A 22,097-nucleotide genomic window follows, 5' to 3' on the forward strand; every position below is an offset into this window, starting at 1 on the left:
TGCTGTCCGGGACCGTTTCCGGCGAGTCGTCTCACCGGTCTGCCGTCAGCGCAGCCGGCGTGGGCCGAGGTCCAGCGGGTGCGGTTCGGGCCCGATCCGCACGTGCGCATCAGTGAGCTCGGCCCCTACCACCGAGGCCAGCACCGGCTCGCACACCAGCTCGCGCACCTCGGGGATATCGTCGGCGAGCGCCGAGATCCGCTGGACGAAATCGACCAGCGCCGGCTTGTTCACCGGTGCCGCGTTCCGGTAACCCGAGAGAAGCGGGGCTGCCTTCGGCGCATCGATCAACTCGACCGCCTCGTCCTCCGTGAGAGGAAGGACACGATAGGCCCGATCGCCGAGCAGGTCGGAGATCACACCGGCGAGACCGAACGAGATGAGCGAGCCGAACGACGGGTCGTCCTGCACACGGATCGCGCAACCGATGCCCTTGTGGGCCATCTGCTGCACGTGCATCAAGGGCTCACCCGATGCCGCGGCCAGGTCGCGGTACGCGATCCGCACCGAGTCGGCGTCCACGAGATCGAGACGGACACCGCTCAGGTCCGGCCGGTGCCGCCACTGCGCGCCGGTGGCCTTGACCGCCACCGGGAATCCGATCTCCTCCGCCGCCGCCACCGCCTCGTCCTCGGTGGTCACCGCCCGGAAGTCCGCGACCTCCACCCCGTAGCAGGACAGCAGCAGGGCCGCTTCGGTGTCCGACAGGTACCGGCCTTCGGGAGTCGTCTCGAGCCATCCGTCCACGAGCCCCCGGGCACGTTCGGGATCGATTCCGGCCGGCCGCACGACCTGCGAGGGCGGCCGGCTCCGCCACTTCGCGTACCGCCACGCCCGTCCCAGCGCCAGCGCAGCCCGTTCCGGACCGGGATAGGACGGCACGGACCCGCGGGTCGGATTGCCGTCCGATCCGCGCACGGCGAGGACGTCGGGGATGCCCTCGGTCGCCAGGAAGGTGGTCACCACGGGCTTCTCCGACCCGGCGACGGCGTCGCGCAGGGCCTGGGCGTAGGGCTGGACGTCGACGGCGACCGGCGGGACGAACACCGCGATCACGGAGTCGACGTCGGGTGATTCGAGCGCCCGCGCGACCGCCCCGGCGAACTCCTCCGGTGACGCCTGCGCACCGAGATCCACCGCATCCGGGGCCTGCAATCCCTGTCCGCGCGCGGCATCGACGGCAAGCACTCCGAGTGCGGTGGAGTTGCCCACCACCGCGACCCGCGGTCCCGCCGGCAACGGCTGATAGCCGAACAGCAGTGCGGAGTCGAAGAGCTGACCGATCGACTCGACCTGCACCACACCCGCCTGTTCGAAGAGGTAGCGCACGATGGTGTCGTCCATCTCGCCGGTCCGCGCGGCGAGCGCCGGCGGAACCGCGTGCCGGCCGCTCTTGACCGCGACGATCGGCTTGCTGCGCGCCACCCGGCGGGCGATGCGCGAGAACTTGCGCGGATTCCCGAAACTCTCGAGGTAGAGCAGCACCACCTCGGTCGCGGGGTCGGTGTCCCAGTACTGCAGCAGGTCGTTGCCCGACAGGTCGGCGCGGTTGCCCGCCGAGACGAAGGACGACAGTCCGACCCCGGTCTTGGCGGCCTCGTCCAGAATCGCGATGCCGAGCGCACCGGACTGGCAGAAGAAGCCCACGTTGCCGGCGGCCGGGAGCACGGGCGCGAGGGTCGCGTTGAGGCGGAACGTCGCGTCGTTGTTGGCCACACCGAGTGCGTTCGGGCCGATGAGCCGCATGCCGTGCGACCGTGCGGCCAGGGCGAGGCGGCGCTCGGCGTCGCGGCCCTCCGGTCCGGTCTCACCGAAACCCGACGACACGACGAGCAGCGCCTTGACACCCTTCGCGAGACAGTCGTCGAGCACCGAGTCGATGGATTCGGCCGGCACTGCGGCGATAGCGAGGTCGATTTCGTCCGGGATGTCCCGGACGGTCGGGTACGCGCGGACACCCCGGACCGACCGGTTCTCGGCGTTGACGGGATAGACCGGGCCGGTGAATCCGCTGCGCAGCATGTTCACCAGCACGGCGTTGCCCACCTTGCGACTGTCGGTGGAGGCTCCGATGACAGCGACGCTGGCGGGGCTCAGGATGTTGCGCACGCTGCGCGCCTCGGCGGCGCGTTCGCGGGCGTTGCGCACCGACACGAGCGCCTCGGTGGGGTCGATCGCGAACTCGAGACGGACCACTCCCCCTTCGAAGCTGCGGCTGACCTGGTAGCCGGCCTCCCGGAAGACGGTAATCATGTGCCGGTTCTCGGCGAGGACTTCGGCGACGAAGGTGTGCAGTCCGTTCTCGGCGGCCGCGCCGGCGAGATGTTCGAGCAGGATCGGACCGAGGCCGCGCCCCTGATGGGCGTCGGCGACGGTGAAGGCCACCTCCGCGGAAAGACCGTCACCCTCGTCGGACAGTCCTTCGTATCGTCCGACGGCGATGATCTCGTCGCCGAGCACCGCGACGAACGCCACGCGGGAGCGGTGGTCGACGACCGTGAAGTTGAACAGGTCCTTCTTCGAGATCGTCGGGTACGGACCGAAATACCGCAGATAGCGGGTGCGTTCGGAGAGTTTGCTGTGGAAGGCGACGATCCCCTCGGCGTCTTCGGGGACGATCGGCCGCAGGTGCACGACACCGCCGTCCGAGGCCAGCACGTCGGCGACCCAGTGCCGCGGATAGTCGCGTGCCCGGGCGAGGGCCCGTTCGCGAGCCGGGTCGGCCTCTCCCGCCGTGGCGGCAACCTTCGCAGGATCGGTGCTCGATCCCGCCGCGGGATTCTGCTGATCAGTCACGCGGATCCTCCGGGTCCAGGCCGAGCAGCGGGAAGGCCGCCCGCCTCGTGGCGATGATCGCGGAATCGATACGGGTCAATGCACGATCGAGAGACGCGATGCCCGTCTCCGGAGTACCTCCGGGACCGTCCCAGGGTAGATACGACACATCGGAGTTCTCCCCCATGCTCGTGGGCAGCTCGACGCTCGGAGCCAGAGCGCCGACGCGTTCGTTCCACTCCGCCGGGATGGGGGTGTTCGGGTCGATCTCGCGGTCGAGGGCTGCCGCGATCAGGTGCGTCCACGCGCGCGGCACCACCCGGACGAGGCCGTAACCGCCGCCGCCGACGGCGAGCCAACGACCCTCGCAATAACGATCGGCCAGATCTCGCATCGCGAGATACGACGCGCGTTGACCGTCGACGGTCAGCGAGAGGTCGGCGAGGGGATCCTCACGGTGACTGTCGGCTCCGCACTGACTGATGAGAATCTGCGGACGGAACGCCGCGACCGCACCCGGCACGACGGCGTGGAAGGCGCGCAACCACAGCGGGTCCACGGTGCCCGGCAGGACGGGAAGGTTGATCGCGGTGCCCTCGGCCGGGCCTGCGCCGACCTCGCTGGACCATCCGGTGTTGGGCCACAGGGTCGCGGGATGCTGGTGCAGCGAGATGGTGAGGACCCGCGGGTCGCCGAGGAAAGCGTGCTGCACGCCGTCACCGTGGTGGGCGTCCACGTCGATGTAGGCGATGCGGTCGTAGCCGTGGTCGAGCAACCACGAGATCGCGATGGCGGCATCGTTGTAGACGCAGAATCCGGCGGCCCAGTCGGCCATCGCGTGGTGCATTCCGCCGCCGATACTCACCGCGCGCCGGGCCCGGCCGCTCGCGATCTCGCGCGCGGCCGCCAGCGTGCCTCCGGCGAGGGTGGCGCTGGCCTCGTGCATGCGGGGGAAGATCGGGTTGTCCTCGGTACCGAGGCCGTGGGGGGCGTCGGCCGGGGGTGCCGCTCCCTCGGCAGCGGAACCCGCGCGCTTGACCGCATCGACATAGGACGCGGTGTGGATGCGCAGCAGATCGGTGTCGTCCGCAGGGGACGGACGGACGGTCTCGACGCCCTCGAGGAGACCGAGACTGCGGGACAGAGCCATCGTGAGATCGAGACGCGTGGGGTTCATCGGATGTGTCGGACCCCACCGGTAATCGAGGTAGTCGGGGCTCCACACCACTATCCGATCGCCGCTCAGCTGTGTCGTACCGCCCGCCGCGGTGGAGCTCGTGGTCATGGACACAGACGCTACTGCTCCACCCACGGACATGCGAGCCTCGGAGGGCGCCCCCACCGTCCTGTTCGCACGGTTAGAATCGGCCCAGACGAAGGGGTGTGAGAGTGAAGGACCTGGTCGATACAACGGAGATGTATCTCCGGACCATCTACGACTTGGAAGAGGAAGGCGTGGTGCCGCTGCGCGCGCGCATCGCCGAACGCCTCGAGCAGAGCGGACCGACGGTCAGCCAGACCGTGGCCCGCATGGAACGCGACGGCCTGCTCCGCGTCGCCGGCGACCGGCACCTGCAGCTCACCGAGAAGGGCCGCGATCTCGCCGTGTCCGTGATGCGCAAGCACCGGCTCGCAGAACGGCTTCTCGTGGACGTGATCGGTCTCGACTGGGAGAACGTGCACGCCGAGGCGTGCCGTTGGGAGCACGTGATGAGCGAGGAGGTCGAACGCCGCCTCGTCGAGGTACTCAACAACCCGACCACCTCGCCCTATGGCAACCCGATCCCGGGGCTCGCGCAGCTGGGTCTCGACCGCACGGCGGTCCTCGACGAGAAGCTGGTGCGGCTGACGGAGATCCCCCACGGCAAGCCGACCGCCGTGGTGGTGCGCCGGCTCGCCGAGTACGTCCAGTCCGACCCGGAGGTCATCGCGCGGCTGCGTGAGGCCGGTGTCGTCCCGGACGCGCGGGTTACAGTCGAGACGCGACCGGGCTCGGTGTCCATCACCGTGGCCGGTCACGACAGCTTCGAGCTTTCCGACGAGATGGCCCACGCCGTGCAGGTGAAGCAGGTCTGACACAGACCCCTTTTCGCATGTCCGGCACGGGCATGCGAAAAGGGGATGTCCAGCGTGAGACTTCTGGTGACCGGCGGCGCCGGCTATGTGGGCAGCGTGTGCACGACCGTGCTGCTCGAACAGGGCCACGACGTCGTGGTCGTCGACGATCTGTCCACCGGAAATGCCGAGGCGGTACCGACGGGCGCCGAGTTCGTCGAGGGCGACATCGCGGCCGTCGCCGACGATCTGCTCTCCGGACCCGGTCCCCGCTTCGACGGCGTCCTCCACTTCGGCGCGCAATCACTGGTCGGCGAGTCGGTGGAGTGCCCCGAGAAGTACTGGCAGGGCAACGTGGTGACCACCCTCGCCCTGCTCGAGGCCATCCGCCGCTCGGGTACGCCGCGACTGGTCTTCTCCTCGACCGCCGCGACCTACGGCGAGCCCGAAAGCGTGCCGATCACCGAGGACGCGCCCACCCGTCCCACCAACCCGTACGGTGCGTCGAAGCTCGCCATCGATCACGCGATCTCCTCGTACGCGCACGCGCACGGTCTCGCCGCGACGAGCCTGCGGTACTTCAACGTCGCCGGGGCCTACGGCGGCGCCGGAGAGAACCGGGTCGTCGAGACACATCTGATCCCGCTGGTGCTGCAGGTCGCTCTCGGTGTGCGCGATCACATCTCCGTTTTCGGCACCGATTGGCCGACCAAGGACGGCACCGCGGTGCGCGACTACATCCACGTCAAGGATCTCGCCGACGCCCACGTGCTGGCATTGACGACGTCCGAACCCGGCCGGCACGGCATCTACAACCTCGGCAGCGGGGAGGGTTTCACCGTCCGCGAGGTCATCTCGGCGTGCGAGCGGGTCACGGGACTTCCGATCGCAGCGGTCGACGCACCGCGCCGCGCCGGTGATCCGGCCGTTCTCATCGCTTCCAGCAGCCGCGCGATGTCCGAACTCGGGTGGAACCCCCAGCACACCGATCTCGACGAAATCGTCTCCGACGCATGGGAGTTCACCCGGTCCCTCGGCGACCGGCTGCACGCCGTTCGGCGCGGCTGAGCGCTGCGCGGTGTGAACCGAGTGCGCGGTAGGCGTCAGGACGACTCGTCGCGCGGCAGCTCGAGTCCCAACCTCATCGCGATCTCGTGGCCTGTCTCTGCGAGGCCGCGGATGGCTTCGGGCCGCAGCCCCGCCTGCAACGCCTGGTCCAGCAGATCCGAAAGCCGGTGGCGGGGGTCGGATTCGAGGGCTGCGGCGAGCGCGACGCCGGCGAGCGGGCCGTCGCCGCGCACGTAGGCACCGAAGCCGACGAGTGCGGCGGCGTCCGCCCGTTCGGGATCCGGCAGGGCGCGTGCGAGTTCGGCCCACAGGCGCTCCGCCGCGCGTGCGAGCGGACCGGTCGCGAGCCCCATCGCGGCGTCCCGCACCGTGCGATTCGCGAGCAGCACCGCGAGTTCTGCGACATCCGACGCACTCGGATCCGTTCCGGCGCCGTACGCCTCGACGTGCGCGAGCACGGCCTGCAGTTCGACCCGGTCGGCGCGTTCACCGCCGCCCTCGCGGGCGCAACGCTCGTACTCGCGGTCGCGGGTCTCGACGACCTCGTCGATGCAGCGCGCAACTTCCTGCCGCACCGCCGGCGGATACGGGACGAGCAGCGCCTCGAGTTCGTTGCGGGAGCGTCGAATCGGACTGCCCTCGAACACCCGCGCCGCCGCGACCACGGAGGAACCTGGATCGGCCACACTGCCGGTGATGTCCTGACCGGGCACGAACCAGGTCGCGCCGCCGGATATCTCGGGCAGCGCGTACACACCTGCCAGATCGATTCCGACGGCGTCGAGGTGATCCGCGAAGTCGTCGACGAGCCGGCACACCTCGGCGATCGCCGGGTCGTGCCGGTCGGTGAGCCCGTCGTCGACCAGGACGGCCACCACGGATTCCGCGCCCTCGCGGGCACAGACGGCGCAGAAACGTCGGAACGCGGCGCGCATGAGTTCGGGAACGGGTTCGCCGGCCCCGGGCAGGACGAGGTCGTGTCGCATCACGGCACCGATGGTCGCGACCTTCCCGTTCGGGCGGGTCGGGGCGTCACCGGTCGGTGTCAGGCACATCACGACGATCGAGCGTGCCGGCGGGAATCCCATCAGCGCGGGCAGGGCCGCGATCACGTCACCGACATCGGTGAGTCGGAGTGGATGCGAGGACGAGGGCGTGGAAGTTGTCATGCTCGGACCGTGGCCTACGGGTCCGAGCGGAAAGCCGGTCACGAGGGTGATCCGCGGCCTTCTGGGGATGAACCGGCCGGCTGTGGACAACTTCCGCGGCCGCCGCCGGGCTCCGGCGTCCACCGGGCGATCCCGTCACCGTGCGCTGCTAGGGTGCCGGGCCGGCCATCGGGGCCGGCGGGGGTGCCGGGCCGGCCGTCGGGGCCGGCGGGGGTGCCGGGCCGGCCGGTCAGGGCCGGGCAGCGAACTCGACGGCGTCCCGGAACACACGGTCGAGACTCGCAGTGTCGGGCGGAGCCGAGTCGAACGACATGTAGGTGACCGTCACGCGCACATCATCGAGCTGAGCGACGCGCGTAGCCATCGACTGCGTCATGCCGCCCGATCCCCTGCCGGAATCGACCGTGCGAGTCAGAGCCAAGGTCTCTGCGCCGTCGACGGGCGCGGCGGGGTCGTCGTCCAGGACGGTGGCGACGGTCGAGGTGACTCCCCGCACGGTCGCATCCACCCGTGAGCACTCCGTCAGATGGGTCCGGTACTCGGTGAGGGACGGAGCGGACCGGGCGACCTCGACGCTGATCGTCGCGCGACTCGCGTTGTCGGTACCCACGACCATGGCGGTGCTGCCCGGACCGTAATCCTGGGTGGGGGGCAGACATCCTCCCGGCTCGACCTTCGAACCGGGATGGATCCCGGTCAGATCCGGCGCTGCCTGTGCCACCGCTTCCGGTGGGAGGACCACCGCGAGGTACGGCGCCGGGAATCGTTCGGGTGGCAGCACCAGCTCGCCCGGGGCGCGGACGGTCGCCGGTGCGGACGCAGTCCCCGTCAGGGCGGCCGGTTCCGGTCTGGGATCGCCGGCGACGGTCTCGGAACAGGCCGGCACGAGCACCAGGCACGCGGCCAGCATCACGGTCCGGCCGACCGATGTGCGGCGCCTCGGACGAACTTCGCGTCGGGTCACCGGAACCTCCCTCGGTCGTCGACGTCGGGCAGGGTGTGCGCCCCGGAATCGGTCGTCATAGCGTCGATTAGACTCGAACGACACCATGCCACGTCGGGTGACCCCGGCGGAGAGCCGAGACGAAGTGTGATCGGAGTGGTTCGCAGATGGACGAGCAGTCCCGCATGTACGAGCTGGAGTTCCCGGCTCCGCAGCTCACGTCATCGGACGGTGAGGGGCCGGTGCTCGTGCACGGTCTCGAGGGGTTCGCCGATGCGGGACATGCGGTGCGCCTCGCGACCACCCACCTGCGCGAGAACCTGGAGACCGAGCTCGTCGCGTCGTTCGCCGTCGACGAGTTGATCGACTACCGGTCGCGGCGCCCGCTCATGACGTTCAAGGCCGACCATTTCTCCGATTACGCGGAACCCGAGCTGAACCTGTACGCGCTCATCGACGAGGCGGGCACCCCGTTCCTGTTGCTCGCAGGTGCCGAGCCCGACCTGAGATGGGAACGCTTCATCACCGCGGTCCGGTTGCTCGCGGAGCAGTTCGGGGTGCGGCGGACCATCGGGCTCAACGCGATCCCGATGGCGATTCCCCATACCCGGCCGCTCGCGGTCACCGCGCATTCGACGAACAAGGATCTCATCGCCGGGCACCACCGCTGGTCGGGCGAACTGCAGGTGCCCGCGGGCGTGTCGTCCCTGCTCGAATTCCGGATGGGTCAGCACGGGCACGAGTCCGTGGGGTTCTCGGTACACGTGCCGCACTACCTCGCGCAGACCGACTATCCGGCGGCCGCCGAGACGTTGCTGACGAACGTCGCCGAGGTCGGGGGTCTCGACCTGCCGTTGCAGACGCTCGGTGAGGCCGCCGCGCGGGTGCGCGAGCAGATCGACGAGCACATCGAGGACAACGCCGAGGTCCTCGGGGTGGTGCACGCGCTCGAGCGGCAGTACGACAGCTATGTGGCCGCCCAGGAGCAGCAGACCTCTCCCCTGCCGACCGACGAGAGTCTGCCGACGGGTGAGGAGATCGGAGCGGAGTTCGAGCGGTTCCTCGCCGAGTACGACCGGCGCGGCGCCGACCCCGGCGACGATCTCCCCGATCTGCGTGACGGCGGGGCGGGCGATGGAGGAACGGGTGAGCCCGGCTCGGACGACGGAGACGATTCCGCGCCGCGCTGACACCACGACGGGTCCGCCGGATGTTTCATGATCGTCACAATCGTCGTTGTCGACGTCACATACAGCCGGTACGCTTCGGCGACATGCCACAGTGGTAGGTGTGTCCGGTACCGGCGACAGCCCGGACCACCCGGCTACCACCACGCGATCACCGACGTCGCAGGAGACGCTCATGGTTCCACCGCGCGCCCGGACACTTCGCCCGGTTCCGGACAATGAACCCCGCATCGTGTTCCGCACGATCCACGGTTACCGACGCGCGTTCCGCATGGCCGGCAGCGGTCCCGCTCTGTTGCTCGTGCACGGCATCGGTGACGACTCGTCGACCTGGCAGGACGTCATTCCGCACCTGGCGGAGAAGTACACGGTGATCGCCCCCGATCTGCTCGGGCACGGCCGCTCCGACAAGCCGCGCGCCGATTACTCGGTGGCTGCCTACGCGAACGGCATGCGCGACCTCTTGTCGGTGCTGGGGATCGAGTCGGTCACGGTGATCGGCCACTCCCTCGGTGGCGGGGTGGCGATGCAGTTCGCCTACCAGTTCCCCCACATGGTCGACCGTCTGGTGCTCGTCGCGTCCGGCGGCGTCACGAAGGACGTCCATCCCGCTCTGCGGCTGATCTCGGTACCGATCGTCAGCGAAGCACTGAGGGTTCTGCGGCTGCCCGGGGCGATGCCGATCCTGCGGGCCGCCGGCGCCGTGCTGAACCGGGTCAATGCTTCGCCGCTGCGGCCGGGTGCGGTGCTGCACGATACCTCGGATCTGGTGCGTGTGCTGGGAAACCTTCCGGATCCCACGGCCTCCGAGGCGTATCTGCGTACACTGCGCGCCGTGGTCGACTGGCGCGGCCAGGTGGTGACGATGCTCGACCGCTGCTATCTGACGGAGAACCTTCCCGTCCAGCTCATCTGGGGCGATCACGACAGCGTCATCCCGATCGCCCACGCCTATCTCGCCCATTCGGCCATGCCCGGCTCCCGTCTCGAGATCTTCCGGGGCGCGGGTCATTTCCCGTTCCGCGACGATCCGCTCCGCTTCCTGCGGGTGGTCGAGAACTTCCTGGAGAGCACCTCTCCCCTCGAGTTCGACCTGGACCGCTGGCGCAGGCTGCTCGTGTCGGGTGTGAGCGAATCGCAGATCACCGGCGGTCCGGAGACCCGGATGGCGGTGCTGGGTGCGATGGGTTCGGACGAGCGCAGCGCCACGTGACCGATCCGCACGCGACCCGCGCCGGCGAGTCCCGCGCTTCCGACTAGCCTGAAGAAGTGCTGCTTCCGGATCTGATACCCGACCCCGTCGACGACGACGCGTTGTTCGACGCATTCACCACCTGGACGACCGATCGGGGCATCACACTCTATCCGGCGCAGGAGGAAGCGCTCATGGAGCTGGTCGCCGGTTCCAACGTCATCCTCGCCACGCCGACCGGCTCCGGGAAGTCGATGGTGGCACTCGGTGCGCACTTCTTCGCCCTGGCGACAGGCAAGCGCACCTTCTACACCGCCCCGATCAAGGCCCTCGTGAGCGAGAAGTTCTTCGCGCTGTGCGATGTCTTCGGTGCCGACAAGGTCGGCATGATGACCGGCGACGCGTCGGTGAACTCCGGAGCCCCGATCATCTGCGCAACGGCCGAGATCGTCGCGAATCTCGCGCTGCGCGAAGGACCGGATTCCGACATCGGCCAGGTCGTGATGGACGAGTTCCACTTCTACTCCGAACCCGATCGCGGCTGGGCGTGGCAGGTTCCGCTCATCGAGTTGCCGCACGCGCAGTTCCTGCTCATGTCGGCGACGCTCGGCGACGTGACGTTCCTGCAGAAGGATCTGACCCGGCGCACCGGACGGCCCACGGTCGAGGTCTCGGGCTCCGAACGTCCGGTCCCATTGACGTTCTCGTACTCGCAAGCGCCCATCGGGGAGGCCATCGAGGAACTCGTGACGACGCACCAGGCGCCCGTCTACGTCGTGCACTTCACCCAGGCCGCGGCCCTCGAGCGCGCCCAGGCACTGACCAGCGTGAACATGTGCACGAAGGCCGAGAAAGAGGCAATCGCAGCAGCTCTGGGCGACTTCCGGTTCTCGACCGGTTTCGGTAAGACCCTCTCGCGTCTCGTCCGGCACGGCATCGGCGTGCACCACGCGGGCATGCTGCCGAAGTATCGGCGCCTGATCGAGAAGCTCGCGCAGGACGGGCTGCTCAAGGTCATCTGCGGCACCGACACGCTCGGCGTCGGCATCAACGTGCCGATCCGCACCGTGCTGCTCACCGGCCTGACGAAGTTCGACGGCACCCGCACCCGGCAGCTCAAGGCACGTGAGTTCCACCAGATCGCCGGCCGCGCCGGTCGCGCGGGGTACGACACGATGGGCACGGTCGTCGTGCAGGCACCCGAACACGAGATCGAGAACGTGCGGGCGCTCGCGAAGGCCGGGGACGATCCGAAGAAGCGACGGAAGGTGCAGCGCAAGAAGGCGCCCGAAGGATTCGTCTCGTGGGGTGAAGGCACTTTCGACAAGCTCGTCGCGGCATCGCCCGAACCGCTGCAGTCGCGATTCTCGGTGAGCAACTCGTTGCTCCTCAACGTCATTGCGCGACCGGGCAACTGTTTCGACGCGATGCGTCATCTGCTCGAGGACAACCACGAACCTCGCCCGGCGCAGCGCAAGCACATCCTCAAAGCGATCTCGCTGTATCGGGGGTTGCTGCAGGCCGGTGTCGTCCAGCAACTCGACGCGCCGGACGAGTTCGGGCGTAGGGCCCGACTCACCGTCGACCTGCAACGCGACTTCGCGCTCAACCAGCCGTTGTCGCCGTTCGCCCTGGCGGCCATCGAACTGCTCGACGTCGACTCCCCCACCTACGCCCTCGACGTGGTGTCGGTGATCGAATCGACGCTCGACGATCCGCGTCAGGTTCTCATGGCGCAACAGCACGCCGCGCGGGGTGAAGCGGTCGCGCAGATGAAGGCCGACGGCATCGAATACGACGAGCGCATGGAGTTGCTCGAGGAGATCACCTGGCCCAAGCCTCTGATGGAACTGCTCGAGCCGGCCTTCGAGACCTACCGGGGCGGGCATCCCTGGGTGGCGGAGTTCCCACTGTCCCCGAAGTCGGTGGTGCGCGACATGATCGAGCGCAGCATGACCTTCTCCGAGCTGGTCTCGCACTACGGCCTGGCCCGCTCCGAGGGGCTGGTCCTGCGCTATCTCGCCGACGCCTACCGGGCCCTACGGCAGACGGTGCCCGACTTCGCGCGGACGGAGGACCTCGAGGACATCATCGAGTGGCTCGGCGAACTCATCCGCCAGGTCGACTCGTCGCTGCTCGACGAGTGGGAATCGCTCACCCATCCCGGAGTGGAAGGCGACGAGCAGCAGATCGCGTTCGGTGCAGACTCGCCTCGCCCGCTGTCGGCGAACATCCGCGCGTTCAAGGTCATGATCCGCAACGCGATGTTCAAGCGGGTCGAGCTGGCGTCGCGCCGGCGCTGGGACGATCTCGCGGCCCTCGGCGACGGTCTCGAGGCCGAGGACTGGGAGGACCTGCTCGAGCTGTACTTCGAGGAATACGACGAGATCGGCACCGGTCCCGACGCCCGCGGACCGTTGCTGTTCACCGTCGAGATGGGCCCCGAGCTGTGGCGGGTGCGCCAGACCTTGCACGACCCGCAGGGTGATCACGGCTGGGCGCTGATCGGCGAGGTGAATCTCGCCGAGTCCGATGCGGCCGGTGAGGTGGTGTTCGACGAGTTCGAGATCGTCGAGGGCTGATTCGCCGCCGGGTGCCGACCCGGGGAGCGGTAGCCTGACTCGGTGAGCGAACCGACCGTACAACCCTTCCGCTTGGCCTACGTCCCGGGTGTCACCCCCGCGAAGTGGGTGCGGGTGTGGAACGAGCGGATGCCGGACGTACCGATCGAACTGGTCCCCGTCGAGCCGACCGCGGGCGCGGATCCGCTGCGCAAGGAGGTCGCCGACATCGCGCTGCTGCGCCTGCCGTTGCAGCGGGACGGTCTGTCGGTCATCCCGCTCTACACCGAGGTCTCCGTCGTGGTGGTCCCCAAGGAGCACGTGTTCGCGGCGGTCGACGAGGTGTCGGTGGCCGACCTCGCCGAGGAGACGGTGCTCCATCCACTCGACGACGTCCTGGACTGGATGGCGCTGCCCGGCGAGGAGGCCTTCGAGCGGCCCGCGACGACCGAGGACGCGATTTCCCATGTCGCCTCCGAGGTGGGTGTGCTCGTGACCCCCCAGTCGCTCGCCCGCCTGCACCACCGGCGCGACCTCACCTATCGTCCGGTCGTCGACGCGCCGGCATCGCAGGTGGGACTCGTCTGGATCACCGACCGGACGACCGACCTCGTCGACGAGTTCGTGGGGATCGTCCGGGGTAGGACGGCCAACAGTTCCCGGGGCCGCCGCAGCGATTCCGAGTCGGAGTCCGGGTCCGGCGGCACCTCACGTCGCGGCGAACGCACGGGCTCGACCCCGAAGCGGCGCGCACCGGAGCCCAAGACGTCCCGCCGGGCGGGGGCCTCCGCGCGGAAGCGCCCCGGGAAGCCCCGGCGCGGGCGCCGCTGAGCGACACCGCGGGCGGCGCAGAGCGACACCGCGCCGGCGGCGCAGAGCGACACCGCGCCGGCGGCGCAGAGCGCGGTCTTCGTCAGGAGACGGGGCGGCAGGTCGGCGGGACGCAGCCGCGGATGGTCTCGGCGAGGATGCGGTAGTCGACTCCGCGCGGTGACGACGAGCGGAACACGAGACCGATCCGGCGGCCGGGTGCCGGGTCCGCGAAGTGCGCGACCTCGAGGTCTCCCCGGGCGGTTTCGACGGTGACCGCGGAGGCGGGGACGAGGGTGATGCCCAATCGCCCTGCGACGCAGCGCACCACGGTGGACAGGGAGGTCGCTCGGGTGTCGCCCAGCGCCGGTCGCGCGTCGACGGACCGGCACAGGTCGAGTGTCTGGTCGCGCAGGCAGTGCCCTTCGTCGAGGAGCAGCAGTTGCGCGTTGTCGAGTGCGGAGACGGAGAGGTCGGTGCGTCCGGCGAGTTCGTGTCCGGTCGGCAGGACGAGGACGAAATCCTCGTCGTACAGCGGAACTTCGATCACCCCCGAGACGTCGGAGGGCAGGGCGAGGACGGCCACATCGAGGGTTCCGGCGCGCAATGCGTCGAGGAGCCGCGCGGTCTGGTCCTCGACGACCTGCAATGACAGGGTCGGCATCGCTGTGTCGAGCGCAGGCAGGATCTCGGGCAGCACGTACGGCGCGACGGTGGGGATCAACCCCACCCGCAGCGGGCCCGAGAGCCCGTCGGACACTCCCGCGGCCGCGTCGACGAAGCCGTCGGCGGCGTCGAGCACCACCTCGGCGTAGGGAAGCAGACGTGCTCCTACCGGTGTCACGAGCACACGGCGGGTACTGCGCTCGATGAGCTGGACGCCGAGGCCGTTCTCGAGAGCCGCCAGACCCTGCGAGAGGGTGGGCTGACTGACCTCGAGTCGCGCCGCGGCCGTGCCGAAGTGCCGGTAGGTGGCCACCGCCACGAAGGCACGCAGCTGCGACAGGGTGGGTTGGTAACTCTGATCGGTCACGCCTATCAGTGTAGAGCGACCTATCGTCTTTACCTTTCGCAACTATCGGAGCTCACTGCACGGACGTGGCGCCCGCTGCCCTGCCCGCCGCCAGGTCGGCCTCGCCGAGCACGACCTCGATCTCACCACCGAATTCCACACCCGGAGCGAGCGGCAGCCGATCCCCGCTCCAGAACCGCCCCGGGTCGTACCAGTTGCTCCCCCGATGCCGTTGCTGCAGCAGACCCATCTCCTCCAGCGTCAGCCCGACCACCTCGGCGCAGTACGCGCTCTCGAGCCCGCCCGACGGGACGGAAGCCCTGCGTCGACGCGGGAGCCGGCCGGCGAACCAGCGCCCGGTGAGTTTCGTCGTCGACGGGAACGGGGTGCCGTCGAGCCGCGCGATGGTGCGCAGCAACTGGTCCTCCTGATCCGGCGTGACGGCCACCGAGATCTGCCGTAACCAGCCGCGCTGGCCGTAACGCGCACCCCATACCTGCACCGCGCTGCGGAGGTCGTGCAACTGTACGCCCCGCTGATGCCGCCCCGTCCACATGTCGGGGAGACTGCGCCCGAGTTCGGCATGCCACATCAGCGGCGGCAGATCCTCGAGCGCGACCGTCATCCCCACGTGGTTCACCGGCGCATTGGTCAGTGTCTGGATCGCGCGGTCCGCAGCTGTGGCGCCACGGAAGATCCACAGGTCGCCCGTGCGGGTCGTCCCCACGGCCTCGTCGAGCGTGAGACGCGAACGCGCACCGGCGGGCCGGGCTGCCGGCGAGGTGTCCATGCCGCCAGCCTGCCATGCCCGGCGGCAGCTAGGGTCGTCCGCATGGCGCTGCGCGGTGGCAAGTGGTGGAAGCTCGTCGGACTCGCCGGACTGGTGGGTGTGGCGGCGACGGGCGCCGTCGCCGCCCGTCACGAGCGACAGAGGCGGAACTACAGCCCCGACGAGGTGCGCTCGGTGCTGCACGAACGCTATGCGCGATCGCTCGCCGCCCGCGACGGCAACGCCGAACTCCCCCTCACACAAGTTCCGCTCGGGCCGAAGAACCGGATCAGCCGAGCGCTGCGGCAATTCCGTCGGCGAGATCGGCGATCTGCTCGTCGGTCATGACGAACGACGGCGAGATCTGCATCGCGCCCTGACCGGCGGCGCGTCCCGAGATCCCGTGCTGTCGCAGCGTCTTGACGAAGCCGAGCGCCTCGGCCGGGTCGGCGAGCTGCACGGCCGCCACCGCACCGACACCGCTGCGCACCTCGGCCACCCGCGGATGCTCCGCCAGCGGTGCGAGCTTCGCGTGCAGAGTCCGCTCGATCCGCGCCGCTTCGACGAGCAGATCCTCGCGCTCGATGATGTCGAGGTTGGCGAGCGCGGCGGCCGCGGCAGCGGCGTGTCCGCCGTAGGTGTACCCGTGGCGCCACCACACACCTCCGGCGAAGAACGGTTCGGCGACCTGCGGAGCGACGAACAACGCTCCCATCGGCAGATAGCCGGAGGTCAGCCCCTTGGCGGTGGTGATCATGTCGGGACGTAGATCGAATCGCGACGATGCGAACCACGAACCGCCGATACGCCCGAAGCCGGTGACCACTTCGTCGACGACGAACAGGATGTCGTGGTCGCGGCAGATGTCGCGGACCTCGGCGAGATAGCCGTCCGGCGGCAGGTACACCCCGCCCGCACCGATGACGGGTTCGCAGAAGAAGGCCGCGATCGAGTCGGCGCCGACCGAATCGATGAGCTCGAGCAGCGCCTTGGCGTCGTCCCATGCCACCTGCGCGGTGTCCTCCCACAGGCGTCCGTAACCCTCGCTGTTGACCGGTATACCGGCGAGCGAGGTGCCACCCACGTGCATGCCGTGGTACGCCTTCTCGCGCGAGACCAGCAGCCGTTTGCCGGGCTTCCCGACCTCCTGCCAGTAGCGGCGCGCGAGCTTGGCCGCCGAGTCGACCGAGTCGGATCCACCGGAGGTGAAGAAGATCTTGCTGCCGGGGACCGGGGCGATCGCCGCGAGCCGCTCGGCGAGTTCGACTGCGGGTTCGGAGGTCAGATCGCCGAAATTCGAGTAGTGGGCGAGCTTGGCGACCTGCGCGGCGATCGCGTCACCGATCTCGGTGCGGCCGTGACCGATGTTGGTGAACCACAGTCCGGCGGTGGCATCGAGATAGCGGGTTCCGGCGTCGTCCCAGATGTACGCGCCTTCCCCACGCGCGACGACGAATGCGCCGTCCCGTTCGATCGCGCCCATATCGGCGAATCCGTGCCACAACGCACCCACGACTTTGCTCCCGTCCACGACGAACACGACACAGGTCATCGTATGCGGAGGAAACGACTGTGGCGCCGACGGCCCATACCCGCCACGCTGAGGCCATGACCGAGTTCCGCTTCTCCGTCAACATCTTCGAGGCCGGGTCTCCGGACTCCTTCGTCCGCTGGTGCCGTGTCGTCGAGGACGCCGGCTACGACGCGGTCTATGCGGCCGACCATCTCGGTGTACCTGCCCCGTTCCCGGTGCTGGTCGCCGCAGCGTGCGCCACCGAGCGACTGCGGGTCGGGACGATGGTGCTCAACGCCGGATTCTGGAATCCGGCACTGCTCGTCCGCGAGATCGCGACGACCGATGCGCTCACCGGCGGGCGGCTCGAAGTCGGCCTGGGTGCGGGACACATGAAATGGGAGTTCGAGACCGCCGGGATCGACTGGGAACGGTTCGACGAGCGCGCCGACCGACTCGAGACCACCGTGCGGGAACTGCAGCGATCGTTCGCCGAGCCCGATTTCGCCGAGCAGGCCGCGCTGCGCGAGACGTTCGGTCTCCCGACACTCCGGCCGGTGCAGCGTCGCGGATTCGGCGGATACGGCCCGCCCCTGATCGTCGGGGGCACCGGTGACCGGGTCCTCCGGATCGCCGCCGCCCACGCCGACATCGTGAGTGTCGCGGGCGCCGTCCAGCTACCGGGGCGGCCACCGGGAACGTTCCGGATCGGCACTGCGGCCGAGGCGGACGACCGTGTCGCGTTCGCGCGAGCGCAGGCAGGAGGCCGGGCCGGCGACATCGAGTGGCACACCCTGCTCCAGGCGGTCGTGGAAACGGACGACCGGACGGGCACCGCCGCTGCCCTCGCCGAACGGTTGGACGGGACCGTCGAGGCCGACGGGCTTCTCGACTCACCGTTCGTGCTGTTCGGCTCGGTCGACGAGATGGCCGAGCAGATCTTGCGCCGCCGGGAGCGCTTCGGGTTCACCCATTTCACAGTTCACGCGCCGTACCGGGAGATCTTCGGTGAGGTGATCGGCCGGGTGCGTGCCCTCTCGGGCTGAGGTCCGGGGCCCTCCCGGACCGCCCCCGAGCGGGCCGTTTCGCTAGGCTGTGTGATCAGCATGTCCATCTCTCCCGCCCCGAATCGTCGCGAACTGCGCGCCGCCCTGTCCGAGGTCTCCCTCCGCGACGAGAACCGGCTGCGTCGCCGGCTCGACCGGACCCGGGGCGGCGAGGCGTTGACCAAGGTCGCCGCCGAGATCGACAACGCCCGTATCCGGCTCGCCTCCCGGGCGGCCTCGGTCCCGGTGATCCGTTATCCCGAGGACCTGCCCGTCTCGCAGCGCAAGGACGACATCGCCGCCGCGATCCGCGACCACCAGGTGGTCGTGGTCGCCGGTGAGACCGGATCGGGCAAGACGACACAGATCCCGAAGATCTGCCTCGAACTCGGGCGCGGTGTGCGCGGTCTGATCGGCCACACCCAACCACGCCGGATCGCCGCGCGCGCGGTCGCCGAGCGGCTCGCCGAGGAACTCGGCGCCGAACTCGGCGACACCGTCGGCTATACCGTCCGGTTCAACGATCAGGTCACCGACTCGACACTCGTCAAGCTCATGACCGACGGCATCCTCCTCGCCGAGATCCAGCGAGACCGGCTGTTGCGGCAGTACGACACCCTCATCATCGACGAGGCGCACGAGCGCAGCCTCAACATCGATTTCCTGCTCGGCTACCTCGCGCAGTTGCTTCCGCGTCGCCCCGACTTGAAGGTGATCATCACCTCCGCGACGATCGACCCCGAACGTTTCGCGCAGCACTTCGCCGACTCGAACGGCACACCCGCCCCGATCGTCGAGGTCTCCGGACGCACCTACCCCGTCGAGGTGCGTTACCGCCCCCTGACCGTCGAAGTGGGCGAGACACTCGTCGACCGCGATCCCGTCGATGCGGTGTGCGAGGCCGTCGAAGAACTCCAGCGCGAGGGCGACGGCGACATCCTGGTCTTCCTCTCCGGCGAGCGGGAGATCCGCGACACCGCCGACGCCCTGCGCGACCGGAAGCTCCGCAACACCGAGATCCTCCCGCTCTACGGACGCCTGTCGGCGGCCGAGCAGCACCGGGTCTTCACACCGCATACGGGCCGACGGGTCGTGTTGTCCACCAACGTCGCCGAGACGTCCCTGACGGTTCCCGGTATCCGTTACGTCGTCGACCCCGGCACCGCCCGTATCTCGCGGTACTCGGTGCGGACGAAGGTACAGCGACTGCCGATCGAACCGATCTCGCAGGCCTCGGCGCGTCAGCGCGCCGGACGATGCGGTCGTGTGGCCGACGGCATCTGCATCCGTCTGTACTCAGAGGACGACTTCGACGGCCGACCGGAGTTCACCGAACCGGAGATCCTGCGCACCAATCTCGCGTCGGTCGTGCTGCAGATGACCGCGCTCGGACTCGGCGACATCGAGGCGTTCCCGTTCGTGGAGGCGCCCGATCCCCGGGCGATCCGCGACGGTATCGCGCTGCTCGAGGAACTGGGCGCGCTCGAACCCGCCGAGAAGGGCGAGGCGCCGAGCCTGACCGCGACGGGTCGCGAGATCGCCCGGCTGCCCGTCGATCCGCGCATGGCCCGCATGATCGTCGAGGGCCACCGCAACGGATGCCTGCGCGAGGTGCTCATCATCGTCGCGGCGCTGTCGATCCAGGACGTGCGCGAGCGGCCCACCGAGTTCCAGCAGGCCGCCGACGAGAAGCACGCCCGGTTCGCGGTCGAGGGCTCGGACTTCCTGGCCTACCTCCGCCTGTGGGACTACCTGAAGGAACAGCGCAGGGAACTGTCGTCGAGCCGGTTCCGCAGGTTGTGCCGCGACGAGTTCCTGCACTGGCTGCGGATCCGCGAATGGCAGGACCTGCAGGGGCAGCTGCGTCAGATCACCGTCGACATGGGCTGGCAGACGCACCACCGCGACGTGAATCCCGACGACGTCCACAAGTCGATGCTCGCGGGCCTGCTGTCGCACATCGGTCTTCGCGAGGGCGACAAGCGCGACTTCCTCGGCGCCCGCGGCGCACGGTTCGCGGTCTTCCCCGGGTCGTCGCTGTTCAAGAAGCCACCGCGCTGGGTCATGGCGGCCGAACTCGTGGAGACCACACGGCTGTGGGCTCGGACGGCCGCGCGTATCGAACCCGAGTGGGCCGAGAAACTCGCCCCGCACCTGGTCAAGCGCACCTACTCGGAACCGCACTGGTCGACGCGCCGCGAGTCGGCGATGGCCTACGAACGCGTCACGCTCTACGGCATCCCCCTGATCGCCCAGCGTCCCGTGCCCTACGGACGCATCGATCCGGAGGTCTCGCGCGAGCTGTTCATCCGGCACGCCCTCGTCCAGGGCGAGTGGCGGACGCAGCACACGTTCTTCCACGACAATCGCGCTCTGCTCGAGGACGTCGAAGAACTCGAACACCGGGCGCGGCGGCGCGACATCGTCGTCGACGACGAGACCCTGTTCGACTTCTACGACCAGCGGGTCGGCCCGGAGGCGATCTCGGCGCGGCACTTCGACACCTGGTGGAAGAAGACCCGCAAGCAGCAACCCGACCTGCTGACCTTCACCCCGGACACGGTGGTGAACCAGGACGCCGCCTCGGTGCTCGAGGGCGACTACCCGGATGCCTGGCGCCAGGGCGAGATCCAGTTCCCCCTCACCTACCAGTTCGAGCCGGGCACCGAGGAGGACGGGGTCACCGCCCGCGTCCCCGTCGCGCTGCTCGCGAACCTCAAATCCGTCGGCTTCGACTGGCTCGTGCCCGGTATGCGGACCGAGCTCGTCACAGCCCTCATCAAGACACTGCCGAAGAATCTTCGCCGACAGGTGGTTCCGGCTCCCGACTTCGCCGCGGCAGCGCTCGCGTCGGTGACGCCGCGATCCGAGCCGCTCGTCAATGCGATGGCCCGCGAACTGTCGCGACTCGGCCGGTGCACGATCGAACCCTCGGACTTCGATCCCGGTGCGCTGCCCGACCATCTGCGAATGACCTTCGCGGCCGTCGACGAGCGCGGCACCGTGCTCGGGCGCAACAAGAGCTTGGCCGCACTCCGCACACAGCTTGCTCCCCGGGTCGAGGCCGAGGTCTCGCGGGCAGCCGCGGGCACCGAACGTCCCGCCGCGGTCGTGTGGACGGCCGAAACGCTCGGGAATCTCCCGCCCACCGTCACCCGCGAGGTGGGCGGCCGGAAGGTCACCGGCTATCCCGCCCTGGTCGCGGAGAAGGACGGCGTGGCGGTGCGCGTACTCAGCACACCGCAGGCCCAGCAGAATGCGACCCGTCAGGGCCTGCGCGCCCTGCTGCTCACGTCGGCACCGACGAAGGCGAAAGCCGTCACCTCGGGGCTGACCAACATGGAACGCCTCGCCCTCGGACGGAATCCCGACGGTTCGTTCGAGGCGCTGATCGAGGACTGCCGGGCCTGCGCGGTCGACGAGCTCATCGCCGCGCACGGCGCTCCTGTACGCACGCCCGAGGAGTTCGACCGGCTGGCCGCCACGGTGCGATCGCAGTTGCCGGGGCGCGTCGCCCGTCTGCTGAAAGCGGTTGTGCCCGTGCTGTCCCGCGCCCACGAGGTGGGCGTGCTCCTCGACCGTGCGAACGGCGAGGCCGCCGACGACGTGCGCGAACAGCTGCAATCGCTGCTGTTCCCCGGCTTCGTCACCGACCTGGGCTCACGGCGGATCGACGATCTACCGCGCTATCTCACTGCGGCCGCTCAGCGTCTGGAGTCGTTGCCGGCCAGCGCCAACCGGGACGCTGCCGGAATGGATGTGCTCGATCGCGTCTACAGCGCCTACGACAAACTGCTCGCACGCCTACCCGAGGAACGACGCACCGCGCCCGAGGTGGTCGAGATCTACTGGATGATCGAAGAATTGCGCGTGAGCCTGTTCGCGCAGAACCTCGGGACCCGGATCCCGGTGTCGGAGAAGCGGGTCGTGAAGGCGATCGACACGATCCGGTAGTGCTCGGATCGGCCACCGGGGTCGTCCTGTCCGAAACAGTCGG

General features: G+C 69.2%; 16 protein-coding genes. 9 read left to right on the forward strand and 7 right to left on the reverse strand.

Annotation, left to right across the window (positions count from 1 at the left end; all coding sequences use genetic code 11):
• Positions 1 to 45: 45 nt before the first annotated feature.
• Together GON09_RS07755 and GON09_RS07760 are read right to left on the reverse strand one after the other, a co-directional pair.
• Positions 46 to 2,796 (reverse strand): bifunctional acetate--CoA ligase family protein/GNAT family N-acetyltransferase, encoded by a 2,751-nt coding sequence (locus tag GON09_RS07755; RefSeq protein ID WP_213931299.1) that lies wholly within the window; start codon positions 2,794 to 2,796, stop codon positions 46 to 48.
• Positions 2,789 to 4,060: an acetoin utilization protein AcuC gene (locus GON09_RS07760; RefSeq protein ID WP_213931300.1), complete on the reverse strand. Its 1,272-nt coding sequence runs from the start codon at positions 4,058 to 4,060 to the stop codon at positions 2,789 to 2,791. Before GON09_RS07760 ends, GON09_RS07755 begins: the two co-directional genes overlap by 8 nt.
• Before the next feature lie 104 nt (positions 4,061 to 4,164).
• Between GON09_RS07760 and GON09_RS07765 the strand changes: the two genes are divergently transcribed.
• A complete protein-coding gene (locus tag GON09_RS07765; protein ID WP_016692727.1) occupies positions 4,165 to 4,851 on the forward strand; it encodes a metal-dependent transcriptional regulator in 687 nt (228 codons plus the stop codon).
• Between the two features lie 54 nt (positions 4,852 to 4,905).
• Positions 4,906 to 5,898: a UDP-glucose 4-epimerase GalE gene (gene galE / locus GON09_RS07770; protein WP_213931301.1), complete on the forward strand. Its 993-nt coding sequence runs from the start codon at positions 4,906 to 4,908 to the stop codon at positions 5,896 to 5,898.
• A 35-nt stretch (positions 5,899 to 5,933) separates the two neighbouring features.
• On the opposite strand, the gene GON09_RS07775 is transcribed toward galE, so the two are convergent.
• Together GON09_RS07775 and GON09_RS07780 are read right to left on the reverse strand one after the other, a co-directional pair.
• On the reverse strand, positions 5,934 to 7,067 hold the full coding sequence (locus tag GON09_RS07775; RefSeq protein WP_213931302.1) for a DUF4192 domain-containing protein: 1,134 nt from the start codon (positions 7,065 to 7,067) through the stop codon (positions 5,934 to 5,936).
• 229 nt (positions 7,068 to 7,296) lie between these two features.
• Positions 7,297 to 8,031: a DUF5642 family protein gene (locus GON09_RS07780; RefSeq protein ID WP_307854339.1), complete on the reverse strand. Its 735-nt coding sequence runs from the start codon at positions 8,029 to 8,031 to the stop codon at positions 7,297 to 7,299.
• Positions 8,032 to 8,177: 146 nt separating this feature from the next.
• On the opposite strand from GON09_RS07780, the gene GON09_RS07785 reads away from it, so the two are divergent.
• From GON09_RS07785 to GON09_RS07800, 4 genes are all read left to right on the forward strand, one after another.
• Positions 8,178 to 9,200, forward strand: a complete 1,023-nt coding sequence (locus GON09_RS07785; RefSeq protein WP_213931303.1) for a proteasome assembly chaperone family protein — start codon at positions 8,178 to 8,180, stop codon at positions 9,198 to 9,200.
• Between the two features lie 172 nt (positions 9,201 to 9,372).
• Positions 9,373 to 10,410 (forward strand): alpha/beta fold hydrolase, encoded by a 1,038-nt coding sequence (locus GON09_RS07790; protein WP_213931304.1) that lies wholly within the window; start codon positions 9,373 to 9,375, stop codon positions 10,408 to 10,410.
• Positions 10,411 to 10,466: 56 nt separating this feature from the next.
• On the forward strand, positions 10,467 to 12,971 hold the full coding sequence (locus tag GON09_RS07795; RefSeq protein WP_213931305.1) for a DEAD/DEAH box helicase: 2,505 nt from the start codon (positions 10,467 to 10,469) through the stop codon (positions 12,969 to 12,971).
• A 42-nt stretch (positions 12,972 to 13,013) separates the two neighbouring features.
• A complete protein-coding gene (locus tag GON09_RS07800; RefSeq protein WP_213931306.1) occupies positions 13,014 to 13,781 on the forward strand; it encodes a LysR substrate-binding domain-containing protein in 768 nt (255 codons plus the stop codon).
• Between the two features lie 82 nt (positions 13,782 to 13,863).
• On the opposite strand, the gene GON09_RS07805 is transcribed toward GON09_RS07800, so the two are convergent.
• Complete coding sequence (locus tag GON09_RS07805; RefSeq protein ID WP_213931307.1) at positions 13,864 to 14,793, reverse strand: hydrogen peroxide-inducible genes activator; 930 nt, start codon at positions 14,791 to 14,793, stop codon at positions 13,864 to 13,866.
• A 52-nt stretch (positions 14,794 to 14,845) separates the two neighbouring features.
• Positions 14,846 to 15,562, reverse strand: coding sequence for a hypothetical protein (locus tag GON09_RS07810; protein ID WP_213931308.1), 717 nt, complete (start codon positions 15,560 to 15,562; stop codon positions 14,846 to 14,848).
• Positions 15,563 to 15,604: 42 nt separating this feature from the next.
• Here GON09_RS07810 and GON09_RS07815 point away from each other — a divergent pair, with 42 nt between their 5' ends.
• A complete protein-coding gene (locus GON09_RS07815; protein ID WP_213931309.1) occupies positions 15,605 to 15,889 on the forward strand; it encodes a hypothetical protein in 285 nt (94 codons plus the stop codon).
• Here the strand turns inward: GON09_RS07815 and GON09_RS07820 are convergent.
• A complete protein-coding gene (locus tag GON09_RS07820; RefSeq protein ID WP_244865980.1) occupies positions 15,831 to 17,024 on the reverse strand; it encodes an aminotransferase family protein in 1,194 nt (397 codons plus the stop codon). The genes GON09_RS07815 and GON09_RS07820 overlap by 59 nt on opposite strands.
• A gap of 125 nt (positions 17,025 to 17,149) precedes the next feature.
• Here GON09_RS07820 and GON09_RS07825 point away from each other — a divergent pair, with 125 nt between their 5' ends.
• Positions 17,150 to 18,100: a TIGR03621 family F420-dependent LLM class oxidoreductase gene (locus GON09_RS07825; RefSeq protein WP_213931311.1), complete on the forward strand. Its 951-nt coding sequence runs from the start codon at positions 17,150 to 17,152 to the stop codon at positions 18,098 to 18,100.
• A gap of 60 nt (positions 18,101 to 18,160) precedes the next feature.
• Positions 18,161 to 22,054: an ATP-dependent RNA helicase HrpA gene (gene hrpA / locus GON09_RS07830; RefSeq protein ID WP_213931312.1), complete on the forward strand. Its 3,894-nt coding sequence runs from the start codon at positions 18,161 to 18,163 to the stop codon at positions 22,052 to 22,054.
• Positions 22,055 to 22,097: the final 43 nt, after the last annotated feature.

Source organism: Rhodococcus sp. B50, from assembly GCF_013602415.1.
In the GTDB taxonomy this organism is placed as follows: Bacteria; Actinomycetota; Actinomycetes; order Mycobacteriales; family Mycobacteriaceae; genus Rhodococcus.